12 protein-coding genes are annotated in these 14,958 nt (G+C 74.4%); 11 read left to right on the forward strand and 1 reads right to left on the reverse strand.

The window, feature by feature from the left end; all coding sequences use genetic code 11:
- Positions 1-10 precede the first annotated feature (10 nt).
- Positions 11-1,597 carry a leucyl aminopeptidase family protein gene (locus tag IF29_RS0108645; RefSeq protein ID WP_198037352.1) on the reverse strand — a complete coding sequence of 529 codons (1,587 nt, stop codon included), beginning with the start codon at positions 1,595-1,597 and terminating at the stop codon, positions 11-13.
- A 245-nt stretch (positions 1,598-1,842) separates the two neighbouring features.
- Here IF29_RS0108645 and IF29_RS0108650 point away from each other — a divergent pair, with 245 nt between their 5' ends.
- From IF29_RS0108650 to IF29_RS0108700, 11 genes are all read left to right on the forward strand, one after another.
- Entirely contained in the window at positions 1,843-2,826 is a 984-nt protein-coding gene (locus IF29_RS0108650; protein ID WP_030251932.1) for a serine/threonine-protein kinase, read from the forward strand.
- Positions 2,819-3,274: a hypothetical protein gene (locus IF29_RS41680; protein WP_232242070.1), complete on the forward strand. Its 456-nt coding sequence runs from the start codon at positions 2,819-2,821 to the stop codon at positions 3,272-3,274. The genes IF29_RS0108650 and IF29_RS41680 overlap by 8 nt, the downstream gene beginning before the upstream one ends.
- Positions 3,275-3,305: 31 nt before the next feature.
- Positions 3,306-4,100 carry a hypothetical protein gene (locus IF29_RS0108660; protein WP_157623659.1) on the forward strand — a complete coding sequence of 265 codons (795 nt, stop codon included), beginning with the start codon at positions 3,306-3,308 and terminating at the stop codon, positions 4,098-4,100.
- Positions 4,090-4,881 carry a vWA domain-containing protein gene (locus tag IF29_RS0108665; protein ID WP_232242071.1) on the forward strand — a complete coding sequence of 264 codons (792 nt, stop codon included), beginning with the start codon at positions 4,090-4,092 and terminating at the stop codon, positions 4,879-4,881. The genes IF29_RS0108660 and IF29_RS0108665 overlap by 11 nt, the downstream gene beginning before the upstream one ends.
- Positions 4,882-5,673 (forward strand): PP2C family serine/threonine-protein phosphatase, encoded by a 792-nt coding sequence (locus IF29_RS0108670; RefSeq protein WP_030251941.1) that lies wholly within the window; start codon positions 4,882-4,884, stop codon positions 5,671-5,673. It begins immediately after the preceding gene.
- Positions 5,670-6,899 carry a hypothetical protein gene (locus tag IF29_RS0108675; protein ID WP_051725067.1) on the forward strand — a complete coding sequence of 410 codons (1,230 nt, stop codon included), beginning with the start codon at positions 5,670-5,672 and terminating at the stop codon, positions 6,897-6,899. The genes IF29_RS0108670 and IF29_RS0108675 overlap by 4 nt, the downstream gene beginning before the upstream one ends.
- A gap of 65 nt (positions 6,900-6,964) precedes the next feature.
- Positions 6,965-9,571, forward strand: coding sequence for a helix-turn-helix domain-containing protein (locus tag IF29_RS0108680; protein WP_030251946.1), 2,607 nt, complete (start codon positions 6,965-6,967; stop codon positions 9,569-9,571).
- A 377-nt stretch (positions 9,572-9,948) separates the two neighbouring features.
- A complete protein-coding gene (locus tag IF29_RS43335; RefSeq protein WP_051725068.1) occupies positions 9,949-10,701 on the forward strand; it encodes a ferric reductase-like transmembrane domain-containing protein in 753 nt (250 codons plus the stop codon).
- The gene (locus tag IF29_RS43340) at positions 10,698-12,602 is read left to right on the forward strand and encodes an FAD-dependent oxidoreductase (protein ID WP_157623660.1); all 1,905 of its coding nucleotides are present in this window, start codon (positions 10,698-10,700) and stop codon (positions 12,600-12,602) included. The genes IF29_RS43335 and IF29_RS43340 overlap by 4 nt, the downstream gene beginning before the upstream one ends.
- Positions 12,599-12,916, forward strand: a complete 318-nt coding sequence (locus tag IF29_RS0108695) for a hypothetical protein (protein ID WP_030251953.1) — start codon at positions 12,599-12,601, stop codon at positions 12,914-12,916. Before IF29_RS43340 ends, IF29_RS0108695 begins: the two co-directional genes overlap by 4 nt.
- 333 nt (positions 12,917-13,249) lie before the next feature.
- Positions 13,250-14,905, forward strand: coding sequence for an ABC-F family ATP-binding cassette domain-containing protein (locus IF29_RS0108700; RefSeq protein ID WP_030251956.1), 1,656 nt, complete (start codon positions 13,250-13,252; stop codon positions 14,903-14,905).
- The last annotated feature ends 53 nt before the right edge of the window (positions 14,906-14,958 follow it).

Genomic DNA, 14,958 nt, shown 5'->3' on the forward strand with positions numbered 1-14,958 from the left:
CCGGCTCCGGCTAGGGCTTGCTGAAGTCGAGCGCCAGCTCGGTGAGCAGCCGGGCCCCGAAGCCGGTGCAGCCGCGCGGGCGCCAGGACTTGGGGCTGTCGTTCTGCGCCGGTCCGGCGATGTCGATGTGCGCCCAGGGGCGTCCGGCGACGAACTCCTCCAGGAACAGCGCCGCGTGGATCGCGCCGCCGTTGGGTCCGCCCATGTTCTTGATGTCGGCGACGTCGGAGTCCAGTTCGGCGCGGTAGCGGCGGGCCAGCGGCAGCTGCCAGCAGGGCTCGTCGCTGCGCCGCGCCGCCGCCAGCACCTGGTCGATCAGCGGCTGGTCGTTGCCGAACAGCCCGGCGATCTCCGCGCCCAGGGCGCGCATGCTGGCGCCGGTGAGGGTGGCGATGTCGACGATGGCGTCGCAGGGCTCCTCGGTGGCCAGCACCAGGGCGTCCGCCATCACCAGCCGCCCCTCGGCGTCGGTGTTCAGCACCTCGACGGTGGCGCCGCCGCGGATGGTCAGCACGTCGCCGAGCTTGGTGGCGCTGCCGGAGGGCATGTTGTCGGTGCACATCAGCCAGCTGGTCACGGCGGTGCGGCAGTCCAGCGCCGCCAGCGCGGTCATGGCCGCCAGGATGGAGCCCGCACCCGTCATGTCGTTCTTCATGGTGGCGTGCACCGCGTCGCTGGGCTTGAGGCTGATGCCGCCGGAGTCGTACATGATGCCTTTGCCCACCAGCGCCAGCGTGGCGGCCTCCGGGCCGGAGCCGCCGGCCGGGGAGTAGCGGACCTTGACCATCCTGGGCTCGTCGGTGCTGCCGGCGTTCACGCCCAGCAGTCCGCCGCAGCCCAGCCGCCGCAGCGCCGCGCGGTCGAAGACCTCGACGGCGAGGCCGCAGTCGGCGGCCAGCCTCTGGGCGATGTCGGCGAAGGCCTCGGCGGTCATGATGCTGGGCGGGCAGGTGGCCAGGTCCCGGGCCAGGGACTGGGTCCGGGCCAGCACCCGGCCGCGCTCGGCGCCGCGGGCCACCTGCTCCAGCCGGTCCTCGGTGGTCAGCAGCACCAGTGACTCCAGGGCCGGCTCCGGCTCGGGCCGCTTGAGCACCGGATAGCGGTAGCGGGCCAGCAGTACGCCCTCCACCAGCGCCTGCGCGGCCGACTCCGCGGAGAGGGAGGAGCCGTCCGGGCCCGGGGCCGGGTCCGGGACGATCAGGGCCAGCCGACTGTAGCCCGACGCGGCGGCGGCGAGGGCCGCGCCGGCGTCCCGCAGTGACCGTGCGTCAGCGGCGCTCGCGGCGCCGGTGCCGTAGAGCAGCGCCACGCCCCCGCCGGAGACCGGGCAGGCCAGGGTGGAGCCGACGGCGCCGTCCATCCCCGCGGCCCGGAGCCCGGCACCGCCCAGGCCCAGCCAGGTCTGGTCGCCGACCGGCGTCGCGACCGGTACCCCCAGCACCTCGTCCACCGCCACGGCGTCCACCAGGTCGCCGGGCAGCACCGCCGCCGACACCCCGACCTGCCGCTTCCAGGACGGGACGAGGTTCATCACGTCGCCGTCCACCACGCCACCGTTCACCGTGTCGCTGTCCACCGTGTCGCCGACCTTCGCCATGTACGCGCTCCTCGCGGTCCGGGCGGGGGCCACGACACCCCGCAGCTTCACCCCTTTTATCCCATATGCCCGTTCAGCTGGGACCAGGGCGCGCCGGTGGCCGGGCCTTCGCGGCGAGGCCCGGGCGGCCGAATCGAGTACCCCGCTACGCGTGCCGTCCGCGCCGGGCCGCTGCATGCTCGATGGACCGGGCGGCCGACCAGGGAACCGCCGTCGGGGATTCCGTCCTGCGCGGGGAGGACTGAGTGCGCACGCCCGTCAGTGACCCGTTGACGCTGGGGTCCTACCGTGTCGTCGGCCGCCTCGCCTCCGGTGGGATGGGCTGGGTCTACCTGGGTCGCTCGCGCAGCGGACGGGCGCTGGCCATCAAGGTGGTGCGGCCCGAACTGGCCTCCGACCCGGAGTTCCGCAGCCGCTTCGCCCGCGAGGTGGAGGCCGCCCGCGCGGTCAGCGGCGCGTTCACCGCGGCCGTCGTGGACGCCGACATCGAGGGCGACCCGCCCTGGCTGGCGACCGTGTACGTGCCGGGTCCCTCGCTGGCGGAGGCGGTCAGGGCGGACGGGCCGCTGACCGCGTCGGCGGTGCGGACGCTGGGGGTGGGCCTGGTCGAGGCGCTGCAGGCGATCCACGCCGTCGGCGTCGTGCACCGCGACCTCAAGCCGGCCAATGTGCTGCTCGCCGAGGACGGCCCCCGGGTGATCGACTTCGGCATCTCCATGCTGGGCGGGGCCAATCCGATCACCAGGGTCGGTGAGGTGATGGGCACGCCCTCGTTCATGTCCCCCGAGCAGCTCAGGGGCGAACCGGCCGGACCGGCGAGCGACGTCTTCGCACTGGGCGCGGTGCTGGTCTTCGCGGCGGCGGGACGGCCGCCGTTCGGCTCCGGGGCCGGGGTGATGTACCGGATCACCGAGCAGCCGCCGGACCTGGACGGCGTGCCGGCCGGGCTGCGCGGGCTGGTCGGGGCCTGCCTGGCCAAGGCGCCGGGGCGGCGCCCGGACCTGGACGTGCTGCTGGACGGGCTGATCGGGGTCAGGAACAGCGCCCAGGTCTGGCCGCCGCCCCGGGTCGCCGAGTCCATCAGGGTGCGCACCGACGACCTGGAGGCCCGCAACCACAGCAGGGGGCCGGTACTGCCGGTCTCCTCCTACCTGCTGCTGCACGCACAGGCGCTGCTGGACGCCGGGCTGACCGACGCCCTGGTGGCCGAGGCGGCCGGCCGTGGCTGACGGCACCGGAGCGGCCACCGGCGAGCTGGAACTCGGACTGCACTGGCGGAAGCTGGTGGTCGGCTGGGCCGAGAACGGGCACTACGCCTGGGCCGAGGACGGCGCGTCGATCTCGCTGGACTTCGACCTGGAGGGCACCGACCGCCGGCTGACGCTGCGTCTCATGGCGACCAAGGAGCTGCTGGTGGCCTTCATGACGGACGGTCATGTACTGAAGCCGGGTCAGATAGCGCTGGCCGCAGCGGCATCCAACGCCTGGAACACCGAGCAGCTGATCCCGGTGCTCTCGGTCTGGGACGTCCGCGGTCCGGGACCGTGCCTGGCCGGGGTCTGCGTGCTGCCGCTGGTCTGCCGGATGACCCCGGCGGAGTTCGGCGCGCTGGCGAGCAGATGGGCCGAGCTGGCGCGGCAGATGTTCGTCCGGTGCCACCGGGTGTTCCAGCTCTAGCAGCAGGTCGGACGGGGACGGGGGGCCTCTGGTGTCAGTCGAACCGGCGCGGCGGGGTGGTGCGGCCCGGTCCGCCCGCGGGCGGGCGGTGGTCGTCCTGCTGGTGGCGGCGGCCCTGGCGGTGCTGCTCGGCGCCCTGCCGGGCGGCGGGGCGCAGGTCCGCTACGTGGCGAGGCCGCAGTGCACGGGGCTGCCGCCGTGCGTGCTGTCGCAGGCCGCGTCCGGGTCCGGGCCGGTCTCCCCGTCCGCCCCGGCCTCCCGGTCGGCCTCGGCCGCTCCGTCCGCTGCAGTGGTCCCGCCGCCGGCCCCGAAGGGAGGTCACCACCCCTGGTACGACAGCGGCGGCGTCCAGGCGCTGGGCGGCGGCGCCCTGGCCGTGCTGGTGGGGATCGCCCTGCTGGTGCTGTTGCGCCCGCACCCCGAGCGGGCCGGACCGGTGGCCCGCCATGCCTTCCCAACCCATGCCCTCCCGGCCCGTGCCTTCCAGGCCCACGGCGGACCGCCCACGGTGGTCGACCCGCCGGTGCCGGACCGGTCGGTGCGCGATCCCGCCGGGCCCGATCCGGTCGCCGCGGCGCCTGCCGTCCCGCGGCCGGCCGAGCTGCACCGGGCCACGGTGGCCACCGACCTGCATCCGCAGGGCTACGTCGAGATCGACGACTGCCTCTACCGGGCGGTCTGGTCCGAGCCCGGCGAGCCCGCGCCCGATCCGGGGCAGCCGGTCGAGGTGGGCTTCCCCGAGGTCCGCGGCGCGGACCGGGACGCCGACGTCCTGCTCGCCTTCCCGCAGCCGCAGCACCCCCACAGGAGACACGATGCGCGATAGCACCCATCCGATGACCGTCCGCAACGACCCGCGGACGGCCACCCTGCCCCAGCAGTACGCCGACCTGGAGATCGAGAACAACGCCCAGCGGCTGCCGCTGGTGCTGTGTCTGGACACCTCGCACTCGATGTTGGGCGGCCCGATCGCCTCGCTCAACGAGGCCTTGAGCGAGTGGACCAGGGAGCTGCACGACGACGTGAGCCTCAGCTACAGCGTCGAGGTCGCGGTGCTCACCTTCGGCGACGCCGGGGTCAGCGCCTGGCAGGGGCCCAATCTGCTGTCGCCGGACACCAGGGTGAGCCCCTTCGTCCCCGCGCACCGGTTCGAGCCGCCGCTGCTGCGGGCGGCCGGGGTGACCCTGATGGCCGAGGCGCTGGAGCTGGCGATGCAGATCGTCGCGGCGCGCAAGACCGAGCTGCGACAGCTGGGGCTGCAGTACTACCGGCCGCAGATCTGCCTGGTGACGGACGGTCTGCCGACCGACCGGACCGGGCATCCCACCGAGGCCTGGCGGCGGGTGGTCCCGGTGATCACCGCGGAGCAGCGGGACAAGCGGTTCCGGCTCTACGCCATCGGCGTCGGCGGCATCACCGACCGCGGCGAGGAGGTGCTGCGGGCGTTCGCCCCGGCGTTCAACGCCAGGCTGCAGGGGTTCCCGTTCCGCGAGCTGCTGCAGATGATGTCGGCCAGCGCCAACGCCGAGCAGAAGGGCGCCGGGGACGAGGTCTTCGAGAAGATCTTCAGTCAGTTCAAGACCCAGCGGCCGGCCTGGGAGTCCTGAATGGATCCGGCGGTGGAATGGCGGGTGCACGGGGTCAGCGTCGAGGGCTACCGCCACCGGAGGTCCGGAACGCCCTGTCAGGACGCCTGGCTGTCACGGGAGTTCGGGCCGCCGGAGGCCCCGGTGACGGTGCTCGCGGTCGCCGACGGGGCCGGCAGCCGGTCCCGCTCCGACGAGGGGTCCGCCCTCGCGGTGCGGCTGGCCGCGGCCGGCTTCGCCCGCCGCGCCGCCGAGCGGCCGCGGACCGCGGCCGGGGTCCGCAGCGCGCTGCGCGAGGCGTTCCTCGACGTCCGGGACGAGTTCCTGCGGCGTACCGGTCCCGACGCCAAGGAGTTCGCGACCACGCTCACCGTGGTGGTGCTGGCCCCGGACTGGATCGGACACCTCAGCGTCGGCGACGGATTCGTGGTGCTGCGCGCGGGCACGGTGGACGGCGTGCCGCAGTTCCACCTGCTGCCGCAGCCCGACGCCGCCAGCGAGTACAGCAACGAGACGGTCTTCCTCACCTCCGCCGAGGCCGAGCGCTCGGTGCGCACCGCCTGCGTCCGCGACCCCGGGGTGGACGGGGTGCTGCTGTCCACGGACGGGCTGGCGCAGTTGGCGCTCAGCTGGGCCGACGGCCGGCCGCAGCAGCCCAAGCCGTCGTTCGTCGCGGCCATGCTGCGCAGCCTGGACAGCCCGGGTGAGGACCCCGAGGAGGACGAGCGGGCGCTGGCGGTGCTGCTCCGCTCGGACCAGCTGACCGCGGTGAACGCCGACGACAAGACGCTGCTGAGGGCGGTGCGCCGATGACCGGGACGACCGGGTCGACCGGAACGGCGGGGACGGCCGGGCACCGGATCCTGCTGGACGGCCGTTCGGTGCTGCTGTCCGACCGGCCGCTGAAGAGCGGCGGCGAGGCCGCGGTGTACACGGTGGTCGGTGACGACGGGGTGGTGGTGAAGGTCTACCGGGACACCCCCGGGCCGCAACAGGAGCGCAGGCTGGAACGGATGCTGACGATGACTCCGCTGGGCGGCCGCCCCACCGACCGGGCCCAGCCCTCCGAACTGGCCTGGCCCACCGCCCAGGCCCGCGGCGCCGACGGCGGCTTCCTCGGCTACGCCATGCAGCGGTTCGGCGAACCCGACCACGTGCGGCTGGTCGGACTGTTCACCAGGGCGCAGCGGATGCGGCTCTTCCCGGGCCGGGTGGACTGGCGCTTCCTGCTCGGCGTCGGCTGGAACCTGGCCTTCATGACCGCCCGGATGCACCACGAGGGCCTGGTCGTCGGCGACTTCTCCAGCAACAACGTGGTGGTGGACGCCAACGGCTTCGTCACCTTCCTGGACTGCGACTCCATCGCCTTCACCGACCCCGCCACCGGCGAGTACTTCCCCTGTCTGATGCAGACCGCCGACTACTGCGCCCCGGAGCGGCAGAAGGGCGGCCCGGCCACCGAGGCCGGTGACGACTTCGCCCTCGCGGTGCTGGTCTACCAGTTGCTCTCGGTGGGGAACCATCCCTTCGGCGGCGTCCCGCACGACAGCGACTCGCAGTCCACGGTGAAGGACAACATCGCCGCCAGCTGCTCCTACGTGGTCCAGCCGGAGCGGGTGGTGGTGCCGCGCGGGGTGCTGGACCCCGGGGTGCTGCCGCCGGAACTGCTGCTGCTGGCCCGCGCGGCCTTCGGCCCGGGGGTGGCCGATCCGGCGGCCAGGCCCAGCGCCGAGGCCTGGCTGCGGGCGCTGGACCTGGAGCGGTCCCGGGTGCGGGTCTGCCCGGCCAGACCGCACCACACCTACGGCTCGCACCTGCAGGCCTGCCCCTGGTGCGGGCGGCTGGAGCGTACCGGCCAGGACGACTTCAACGCCGCTCCGGCCGCGGCACCGGTCGCCGCGGCGGCCCCGGCCCGCGCCGCGGTCCCGGCTCCGGCCGCCGCGGCGGCGAGGCCGCACCGGCTGCGCACCGCGCTGCTCACCCTGGTGGGGCTGGTCGTGCTGCTGGTGCTGCTGGGTCAACTGCTGTCGCACGGCTAGTCGATGGGGATGAATCGGGTAGGAATCTCCTTACCGCCCGGCGGGGCGCTCGCTACTGTTCTGGCATGGGCGAGGTCTGGCCGCTGACCGGGCGCTCCGAGGAGCTGCGGCTGATCAACGCGGCGTCAGGTGGTGCCGGAGCGCGCGGAGTCGTGCTCTCCGGCGGCGCCGGTGTGGGCAAGACCCGGCTGGCCAGAGCGGCCCTGGGGGCGGCGTCGAGGCGTGGCGCGGCCACCCGCTGGGTGGCCGCGACCGAGTCCGCGCGGGTGCTGCCGCTGGGAGCCTTCGGCGCGCTGATGGGAACCTCGGGCCACGACCCCGGCCTGGTGGTCCGTCAGGCCTCCGAGGCACTGCTGGCCGAGGCCGGCCGCAGGCCCTTCCTGATCGGTGTCGACGACGCGCACCGGCTGGACCCGCTGTCCGCGCTGCTGGTGCACCGGCTGGTGCTGCACAGCAGGGCCGCCGTGGTGGTCACCGTCCGCAGCGGCGAGCCGGCCCCGGACGCGATCACCGCGCTCTGGAAGGACGGCCACCTGGACCGGGTCGAGGTCGCCCCGCTCGACCGGGCCGCCACCGCCGCCCTGCTGGAGGCGGTGCTCGGCGCCCCGGTGGACGGTGCCGCCGCCGACCGGATCTGGGACCTCACCCGGGGCAACGCGCTCTACCTGCGGCAGCTGGTCGACGGCGAACGCGGGGCGGGCCGGCTCGCGCCGGTGGACGGACTGTGGCGCTGGTCCGGCCGGCCGGTGGTGTCACCGGGGTTGGCCGAACTGGTCAGCACCACCATGGGGGAGCTCAGCGAGCCGCTGCGCGGGGTGGTCGACCTGCTGGCCCTCAGCGAACCGCTGGGGGTGCCGCTGCTGACCCGGCTGGCGGGCGCCGAACCGGTCGAACTCGCCGAGGACCGCGGCCTGGTGAGCGTCGAGCGGGACGGCCGCCGGCTCGACGTGCGGCTGGCCCACCCGCTCTACGGCGAGGTCCGGCGCGCCGAGATCGGCCTGCTGCGCGCCCGCAGGCTGCGCGGCCGCATCGCCGAGGCGCTGCGGGCCACCGGCGCCAACCGGGCCGAGGACACCCTGCGCCGGGCCACCCTCACCCTGGAGTCGGACCTGGAGGCCGATCTGGCGCTGCTCACCGCCGCCGCGCGGCACGCCCTGGAACTGTTCGACCTGGACCTGGCCGGGCGGCTCGCAGCGGCGGCGGTCGCCGCCGGGGCCGGGTTCGAGGCGCGCTGGACCCTGGCCTTCTGCCTGAGCCTGCTGAGCCGCGGCGACGAGGCCGAGGACCAGATGGCCCCGCTGGCCGCCCTGGCCGGGGACGACGGCGAGCTGGTCCGCTGCGCCACCCTGCGCGCCAACAACCTCTTCTGGACGCTGGGCGAGCCGGCCCGGGGGACGGCGGTGCTGGACCGGGCCGAGGCGGCGATCGGCGCCGCCGGACCACGGTTCGAACTGGTCGCGGCACGGGCCCCGTTCCACGCCGCACTGGGGCGGCCCGCCCCGGCGATCGCCTGCGCGCAGGAGGCGCTGGCGAGCCCCTCGCTGTCCGGCCAGGGCACCGCGCTGGCCACCTGGGGCCTGATCATGGCGCTCGGCGCGGCCGGCCGGGCCGACGAGATCGCCCCCTGGGCCGAACGGGCTCACGTGGTGGCGGCCTCCTCGCACGACGCCGCCAATCTGGGTCCGATCCTGACCGACATGCGGATCGACGCCCTGCGCCTGGCCGGCCTGCTGCACCAGGCGGCGCGGGTCGCCGAGGTAAGCCGGGAGCGCGGTGCCGAGGCCCCCGGGCTCTCCCGGGCCTTCGACGCCGCGGTCCAGGGCCGGGCCGCGCTGGCCCGCGGCCGGCTGGGCACCGCGGTCCGGCTGCTCAGGGAGGCCAGGGCCGGGCTGCGCCAGGACACCGGGGGCTGGGCCATGGCCACGCTGATCGCGCTGGTCCTGGCACTGGCCCGGACCGGGGACGCGGCGGCGGCCGAGCGGGCGCTGGCGGAGCTGGAGGCGGCCAGTCACCCGGGGCTGCTGTGCTACGGGCCCGAGGTCCTGCTGGCCCGGGCCTGGGTGGCGGCGGCGCGCGGTACGGTCTCCGAGGCCGCCGCCCTGGCCCGCCAGGCCGCCTGCAGGGCGGGGGAGTTGGACGCTCCCGCGGCCGAGGTGGTGGCGCTGCACACCGCGGTGTGCTTCGGCGACTGCGGCGGAGCCGGCCGGCTGGCCCAACTGGCCGCCGTGGTCCGCGGTCCGCGCCCACGGGCCGCCGCCGACCATGCGGCTTCCTTACTGGCAGCGGATGGTGACGCAGTGTCAATGGCAGCGGATCTGTTCGAGGAGATGGGCGACCCGCTGGCGGCGGCCGATGCCGCCGCCCAGGCGGCGGCGGTCCACGCCGGCGCGGGCCGCACCCGGGCCGCCCGCGCGGCCTCGGTGCGCGCGGCCCGGCTCGCCGAGGAGTGCCAGGGCGCGCGGAGCCCCGCGCTGCTCGCCGCGGCCCGGCCGCTGCCGCTGACCCGGCGGGAGCGGGAGACGGCCACGATGGCCGCGCAGGGGCTCTCCAGCGGTGAGATCGCCCGGCGTCTCGGCGTCTCGATTCGTACCGTGGAGGGCCATCTCTACCGCACCCACGCGAAACTCGGCACCAGCAGCCGAGCCGAACTCGCGGCCTTCCTGGGCACCTGACAATTGCCGGTGAGTGAGCTGGGAATCGCTTTGCCAGGAAGAATTATTCGTCTGCGCCGCAGGCTTCCGTTCTGTTCCGAAAAGTGCCTGGTGGCGGCGGTGCAGGCCATTGTTGATTTCTCGGGAATAGTGGCCTATATCCCATTTCGCCTGCTTGGATCGGGCCTGTCCGGTCGCAATCGACCGGCTGCGATCCCGTGGTGTAGCCTCCCCCCAAGTTGCGCGCCCTTCCGGGGAAAGGGTCCAGAGACAGCCTGCCCGGATCCGTACCAAATTATTGTGCAGAAAGCGTGAAAACAGATTCGGATCCCCGCGGGTGTTAATCCGGGCCTTTACCACCGGGCTTCCGGGGCGTGCCGACGCAAGGAGTCCAGGACATGAACTCGGTTGCACCCCCGAGCAACCGCCGACGGACCGCCCGCACCATCGCAGCCGTGCTCGTCCTCGCGCTGCTGGGGTTCGTCGTCCCCGCCCTGCTCGCACCGCCGGCCGCCCTCGCCGCCGCGGTCGCGCCGATCCCCGGGTCCCCGCTCGACGCCTACGACAAGGGCGTCAGCTACGACCAGGGTGTGCACATGATCGCCCGGGTCTTCGCCCTGATCGCGTACGTGCTGATGGTCGCCACCATCGTGCTCGGCGTGGTGCTGCGGCTTCGCTTCATGCAACGCGCCGTCAACCGGCAGACCTTCTACGGCGCCCACATGGTGCTGGCGCTGTCCGCGCTGATCTTCGGCGCCCTGCACGGTTTCACCTTTCTCTACCAGCCCATCTGGCAGATCGGCGCCCGCGAACTGACCGTTCCGTTCACCGGCGGGGTGCAGCGGATCCCGGTCGGGCTCGGCATCCTCGGCACCGAACTGGCCATCGCGGTGGGCTGCTCGGTCTGGCTGCAGCGCCGGCTGGGCTACCACCGCTGGCTGAGGTTCCATCAACTGGCTTATGTCGCTTTCGCGCTGATATGGCTGCACATATTCCTGGTGCACCCCGAACCGCGGCACGAGAACCTGGTGGCCGTCGGCGTCGCCGCCGGAGCCGCCACCTGCCTGCTGGCGTTCCTGATCCGCGCCTTCCCCTCGCGCTCCAGACTGCGGCAGCGGGCCTTCCCCGGTAGCCAGGGGGCCGCCCGATGACGGACCCCGACCCCCTCGCGGATCCGCTGACCGGCCCGCTGCCGGCCGTCCCGGTGACGTTCCGTCAACCCGGCCCCCCGCAGCCGGGACAGCCCGGGCAGCCGTACCCCGGCTATCCGCAGCCCGGCCCACCGCAGCAGGGACCACCGCCACAGGGTCACTGGTACCCGGTACCGGTCCATCCGCAGCAGCCGGTGCCGATGCCGGCCCCGCACATCCCGGCCCAGCACGTCCCGGCCCAACCGGCCCCGGCCCAGCAGTACCTGGTGCACCAGCACCAGGGCCAGCTCCCGGTGCCGCAGCGTCGGCCGGCCGTGCCGGTCGAGCACCGGCCCGCTCCGGTCCCCACCGACTCCTTCGAGCCGGTGCACCCGGTGCTGGTCTCCGAGGCCGAGCCGGTGCGGGTCAGCGTCGACAACAACCGCTGCCACATCTACGGCATCTGCCAGCAGGAGGCGCCGGAGGTCTTCCGGATCTCCGAGGGCGGTTCGCTGCACTACACCCGCAGCGTGCCGGCCGAGTTCGCGGCCCAGGCCCGGCAGGCGGTGCGCTGCTGCCCGATGCAGGCCATCGCGATCCGCGGCGGCGACGCGCCGGGCGGCGGTTCCGCCGTCGGCCGCGGCGCCGCCCGCCCGCTGCGCAGCGGGACGGCCGCGCGCAGCAGCCGCAGGCGCATCGTGGTGGCCGGCGGCGGCCTGGCCGGACTCAGCGCCGCGACCAGGCTCAGGGACCGCGGCTTCGACGGCGAGCTGGTGCTGGTGGGCGAGGAGTCCCGCCGCCCCTACAGCCGTCCGCCGCTGTCCAAGCAGTACCTGGCCGGGGTGCTGGACGACGAGGACCTCACCTTCCGGGCCGACGAGACCCTGGACGCGCACTGGCTGCTGGACACCCGGCTGATCGGCCTGGACGTCGAGCGCCGGACCCTGGAACTGCGCGGCGGCGAACGGCTGCCCTACGACGGGCTGGTGCTGGCGACCGGGGTGGACGCCAAGCGGCTGCCGGAGGCCCCGGTCTTCAGCGACCGGGTCCGCACCATCCGCACCGTGGCGGACGCCGAGGCGGTCCGGCGGGCGATGCACGCCGCCCGGGCGCACCATGTGGTGATCCTCGGCGGCGGCTTCGTCGGCTGCGAACTGGCCTGCACCGCACGGGAGCACGGGATGGACGTCACCCTGGTGGTGCACAGCGCCCCGCTGCTGCGCCGGGTGCTCGGCAAGCAGATCGGCACCGTGGTCGGCGACATCCAGCGCCGGGCCGGCGTGGACGTCAGGCTCGGCACCGAGATCACCGACTGGCAGGACCACGGCGACGTGCTGCGGCTGCGGCTGGACGACGGCTCGGTGCTGGACTGCGACTTCGTGGTGCTCGGCCTGGGCAGCGAGCCGCGCACCGAGTGGCTGCGCGGCAGCGGCCTGGACGTCTCCGACGGCGTGCTCTGCGATCCCACCTGCCATGCGGTGGACCAGTGGGGCCGGGCCCACCCGAACATCGTCGCGGCCGGCGACGTGGCGCGCTGGCCCAATGCCCGGTTCGACTCCCAGCCGCGGCGGGTGGAACACCTGATCCACGCTGTCGAGATGGGGCAGCACGCCGCCGACTCGCTGCTGCGCGGCCCGGACCGTGCGGCCCGGTTCACCCCGGTGCCGCGGTTCTGGTCGGAGCAGCACGGCACCCGGATCCAGGCCGTGGGCAGCCCCGCGCTGGGCAAGGAGGTCGAGGTGGTCGAGGGCTCGCTGCGCTCGGAGCGCTTCGTCGCCCGCTACACCCGGGCCACCGACTACGGACCGCAGACCGTCGCGGTGGTCGCCTTCGACATGCCGCTGGAGCTGCTGGCCTACCGCGACGAGATCGGCCGCACCCGGCCGCACACGCGTACCCCGAACCGAAGGAGGCGTCGTTGAGCCGCCGGGTCAACCGCAACCGCCGCACCGGACGGGCCCCCTCCGGCGGGGTGCTGCCCTGGATGCTGAGCCTGCCGGCGCGGCTGCACCTGCGCTGGCTGGTGATCCTGGTCGTGCTGGTGGCGGCGATGGGCGCCTACGCCAGGGTGCTGGTGACCGCCCCGCCGATGCCGCCGAGCAAGGCGCCGGTGGTCGGCTCCAGCGCCGGTGCCGGCTCGGGGTCCGGCTCGGGCTCCGTCACCGGCACGGTCACGGGCACCGGGACGGCGGCGAGGCCGTCGACCTCGCCGACCCCGACCTCCAGGGTCGGCTGAGCAGGACCGCGCGGCCCCGCCCGGACCCGCACCGGAAATCCGGTTGTGCGCCCGGGCGGGGCCTGCGTACGCTGAGCGGGTACCTGATGCCGCCCGACAGGAGAAGGCCGTTGCTCGTCTGAGTTCGGAGACACCGCAGCCCGTGGTCACCCCACGTGAGCCCGCGTGCCCCGTCCGACCTCGACGATCGGCCATGCCCTGTTCCTGGGCGGCTTTTTCGTAGGTGCTTCCGCAGTGTCCCTTCCTGCGGGGCTGTCGGTGTCTCCCTCCGTGGCTGTCACCGGACCTCCATGCGCGAGGTCCGCCATCCGCACCGACACCAGGAGCTGCTCCATGTCACATCCCACCCCGAGCCACACCCCCACCGCCCCGGCGGCCTCGCTGGTCTGCTCCGGACTCGGCTTCTGCTGGCCGGACGGCCGCACCCTGTTCGAGGACTTCGACCTCTCCATCGGACCCGGCCGCACCGGTCTGGTCGGGCTGAACGGCTCCGGCAAGTCGACGCTGCTGCGGCTGCTCGCCGGGGAGCTGCAGCCGGACGCCGGCACCGTGGGCGTCACCGGCACGCTCGGACACCTCCCGCAGAACCTGGTCCTGGACGCGGCGCTGCCGGTGGCCGAGGTGCTGGGCATCGCCGGGACCCGTTCCGCGCTGCTGGCCATCGAGCGCGGCGAGACCACCGAGGAGAACTTCGCCGCGGTCGGCGACGACTGGGACGTCGAGGAGCGGGCCAGGGCCACCCTGGACCGGCTCGGACTGCAGGCCGTGCGCCTGGACGGAACCGTCGGCGAGGTCTCCGGCGGCGAGGCCGTACTGCTGGGCCTGGCCGGGCAGTTGCTGCGGCAGCCCGAGGTGCTGCTGCTGGACGAGCCCACCAACAACCTGGACCTGGAGGCCAGGCAGCGGCTGCACGAGGTGGTCGCCGGCTGGCGCGGTGCGCTGGTCGTGGTGAGCCACGACCGGGAGCTGCTGGAGCACGTCGACCGGATCGCCGATCTGCGCGACGGCGCGGTGCACTGGTACGGCGGCGGCTTCAGCGCCTACCAGGAGGCGCTGGCGGTCGAGCAGGAGGCGGCCGAGCGGATGGTGCGGGTGGCCGAGGCCGATGTCCGTCGCCAGCAGCGCGAACTGGTGGAGACCCAGATCACGCTGGCCCGGCGGAAGCGCTTCGGCCAGAAGCAGTACGACAGCAAGCGGGAGCCGAAGATCGTGATGAACGCGCGCCGGCAGCAGGCCCAGGTCTCCTCCGGCAAGCTGCGGATCCAGCAGCAGGAGAAGGTGGCCGAGGCCAGGGAGCGGCTGGCCGGGGCGGAGCTGGCGGTCCGTGCCGACGCGGAGATCCGGGTGGACCTGGCGGCCAGTGAGGTCCCGGCCGGACGGACCGTGCTGACGCTCCGTGGGCTGCGCACCCGTTACGCGGCCGACGGGGTGTCACTGGACCTGGACCTGCGCGGCCCCGAGCGGATCGCCCTGGTCGGCGCCAACGGCGCGGGCAAGACCACGCTGCTGCGCACCCTGGTCGGCGAGCTGGACCCGCTGGCCGGCGAGGTCGAACGGGCGGTGCCGCTGCGCTACCTGCCGCAGCGGCTGGACGTGCTCGACGACGACCTGTCGGTGGTGGGCAATGTCGCCCGCTTCGCGCCCTCGGCCACCGACAACCAGGTCCGGGCCAGGCTGGCCCGCTTCCTGTTCCGCGGCGCCAGGGCGGACCAGCAGGCGGCCACCCTGTCCGGCGGCGAGCGCTTCCGGGCGGCCCTGGCCGCGCTGATGCTGGCGGAGCCGGCCCCGCAGCTGCTGCTGCTGGACGAGCCCACCAACAACCTGGACCTGGCCAGCGTGCGCCAGCTGTCCACGGCGCTCGCCTCCTACCAGGGGGCCCTGGTGGTGGCCAGCCACGACCTGCCGTTCCTGCGCGGCATCGGCGTCACCCGCTGGCTCCGGCTGGACCGGACCGAGGGGCTGACGCCGTGGCAGCCGCCGGAGGAGTGAGCCGGGGCCGGGGCCGGGGCAGGGTCCGAGTCCGGGGCAGGAGCAGCCGCCGG

The organism is Streptacidiphilus jeojiense (assembly GCF_000719095.1).
GTDB lineage: Bacteria > Actinomycetota > Actinomycetes > Streptomycetales > Streptomycetaceae > Streptacidiphilus > Streptacidiphilus jeojiensis.

Excerpts from the sequence above, each read along its gene's own strand:
- IF29_RS0108645 (WP_198037352.1), bottom strand. The coding sequence starts at position 1,597 with ATGGCGAAGGTCGGCGACACGGTGGACAGCGACACGGTGAACGGTGGC.
- IF29_RS43340 (WP_157623660.1), top strand. The coding sequence starts at position 10,698 with ATGACGGACCCCGACCCCCTCGCGGATCCGCTGACCGGCCCGCTGCCG.
- IF29_RS0108700 (WP_030251956.1), top strand. The coding sequence starts at position 13,250 with ATGTCACATCCCACCCCGAGCCACACCCCCACCGCCCCGGCGGCCTCG.
- IF29_RS0108665 (WP_232242071.1), top strand. The coding sequence starts at position 4,090 with ATGCGCGATAGCACCCATCCGATGACCGTCCGCAACGACCCGCGGACG.
- IF29_RS0108680 (WP_030251946.1), top strand. The coding sequence starts at position 6,965 with ATGGGCGAGGTCTGGCCGCTGACCGGGCGCTCCGAGGAGCTGCGGCTG.
- IF29_RS43335 (WP_051725068.1), top strand. The coding sequence starts at position 9,949 with ATGAACTCGGTTGCACCCCCGAGCAACCGCCGACGGACCGCCCGCACC.
- IF29_RS0108675 (WP_051725067.1), top strand. The coding sequence starts at position 5,670 with ATGACCGGGACGACCGGGTCGACCGGAACGGCGGGGACGGCCGGGCAC.
- IF29_RS0108670 (WP_030251941.1), top strand. The coding sequence starts at position 4,882 with ATGGATCCGGCGGTGGAATGGCGGGTGCACGGGGTCAGCGTCGAGGGC.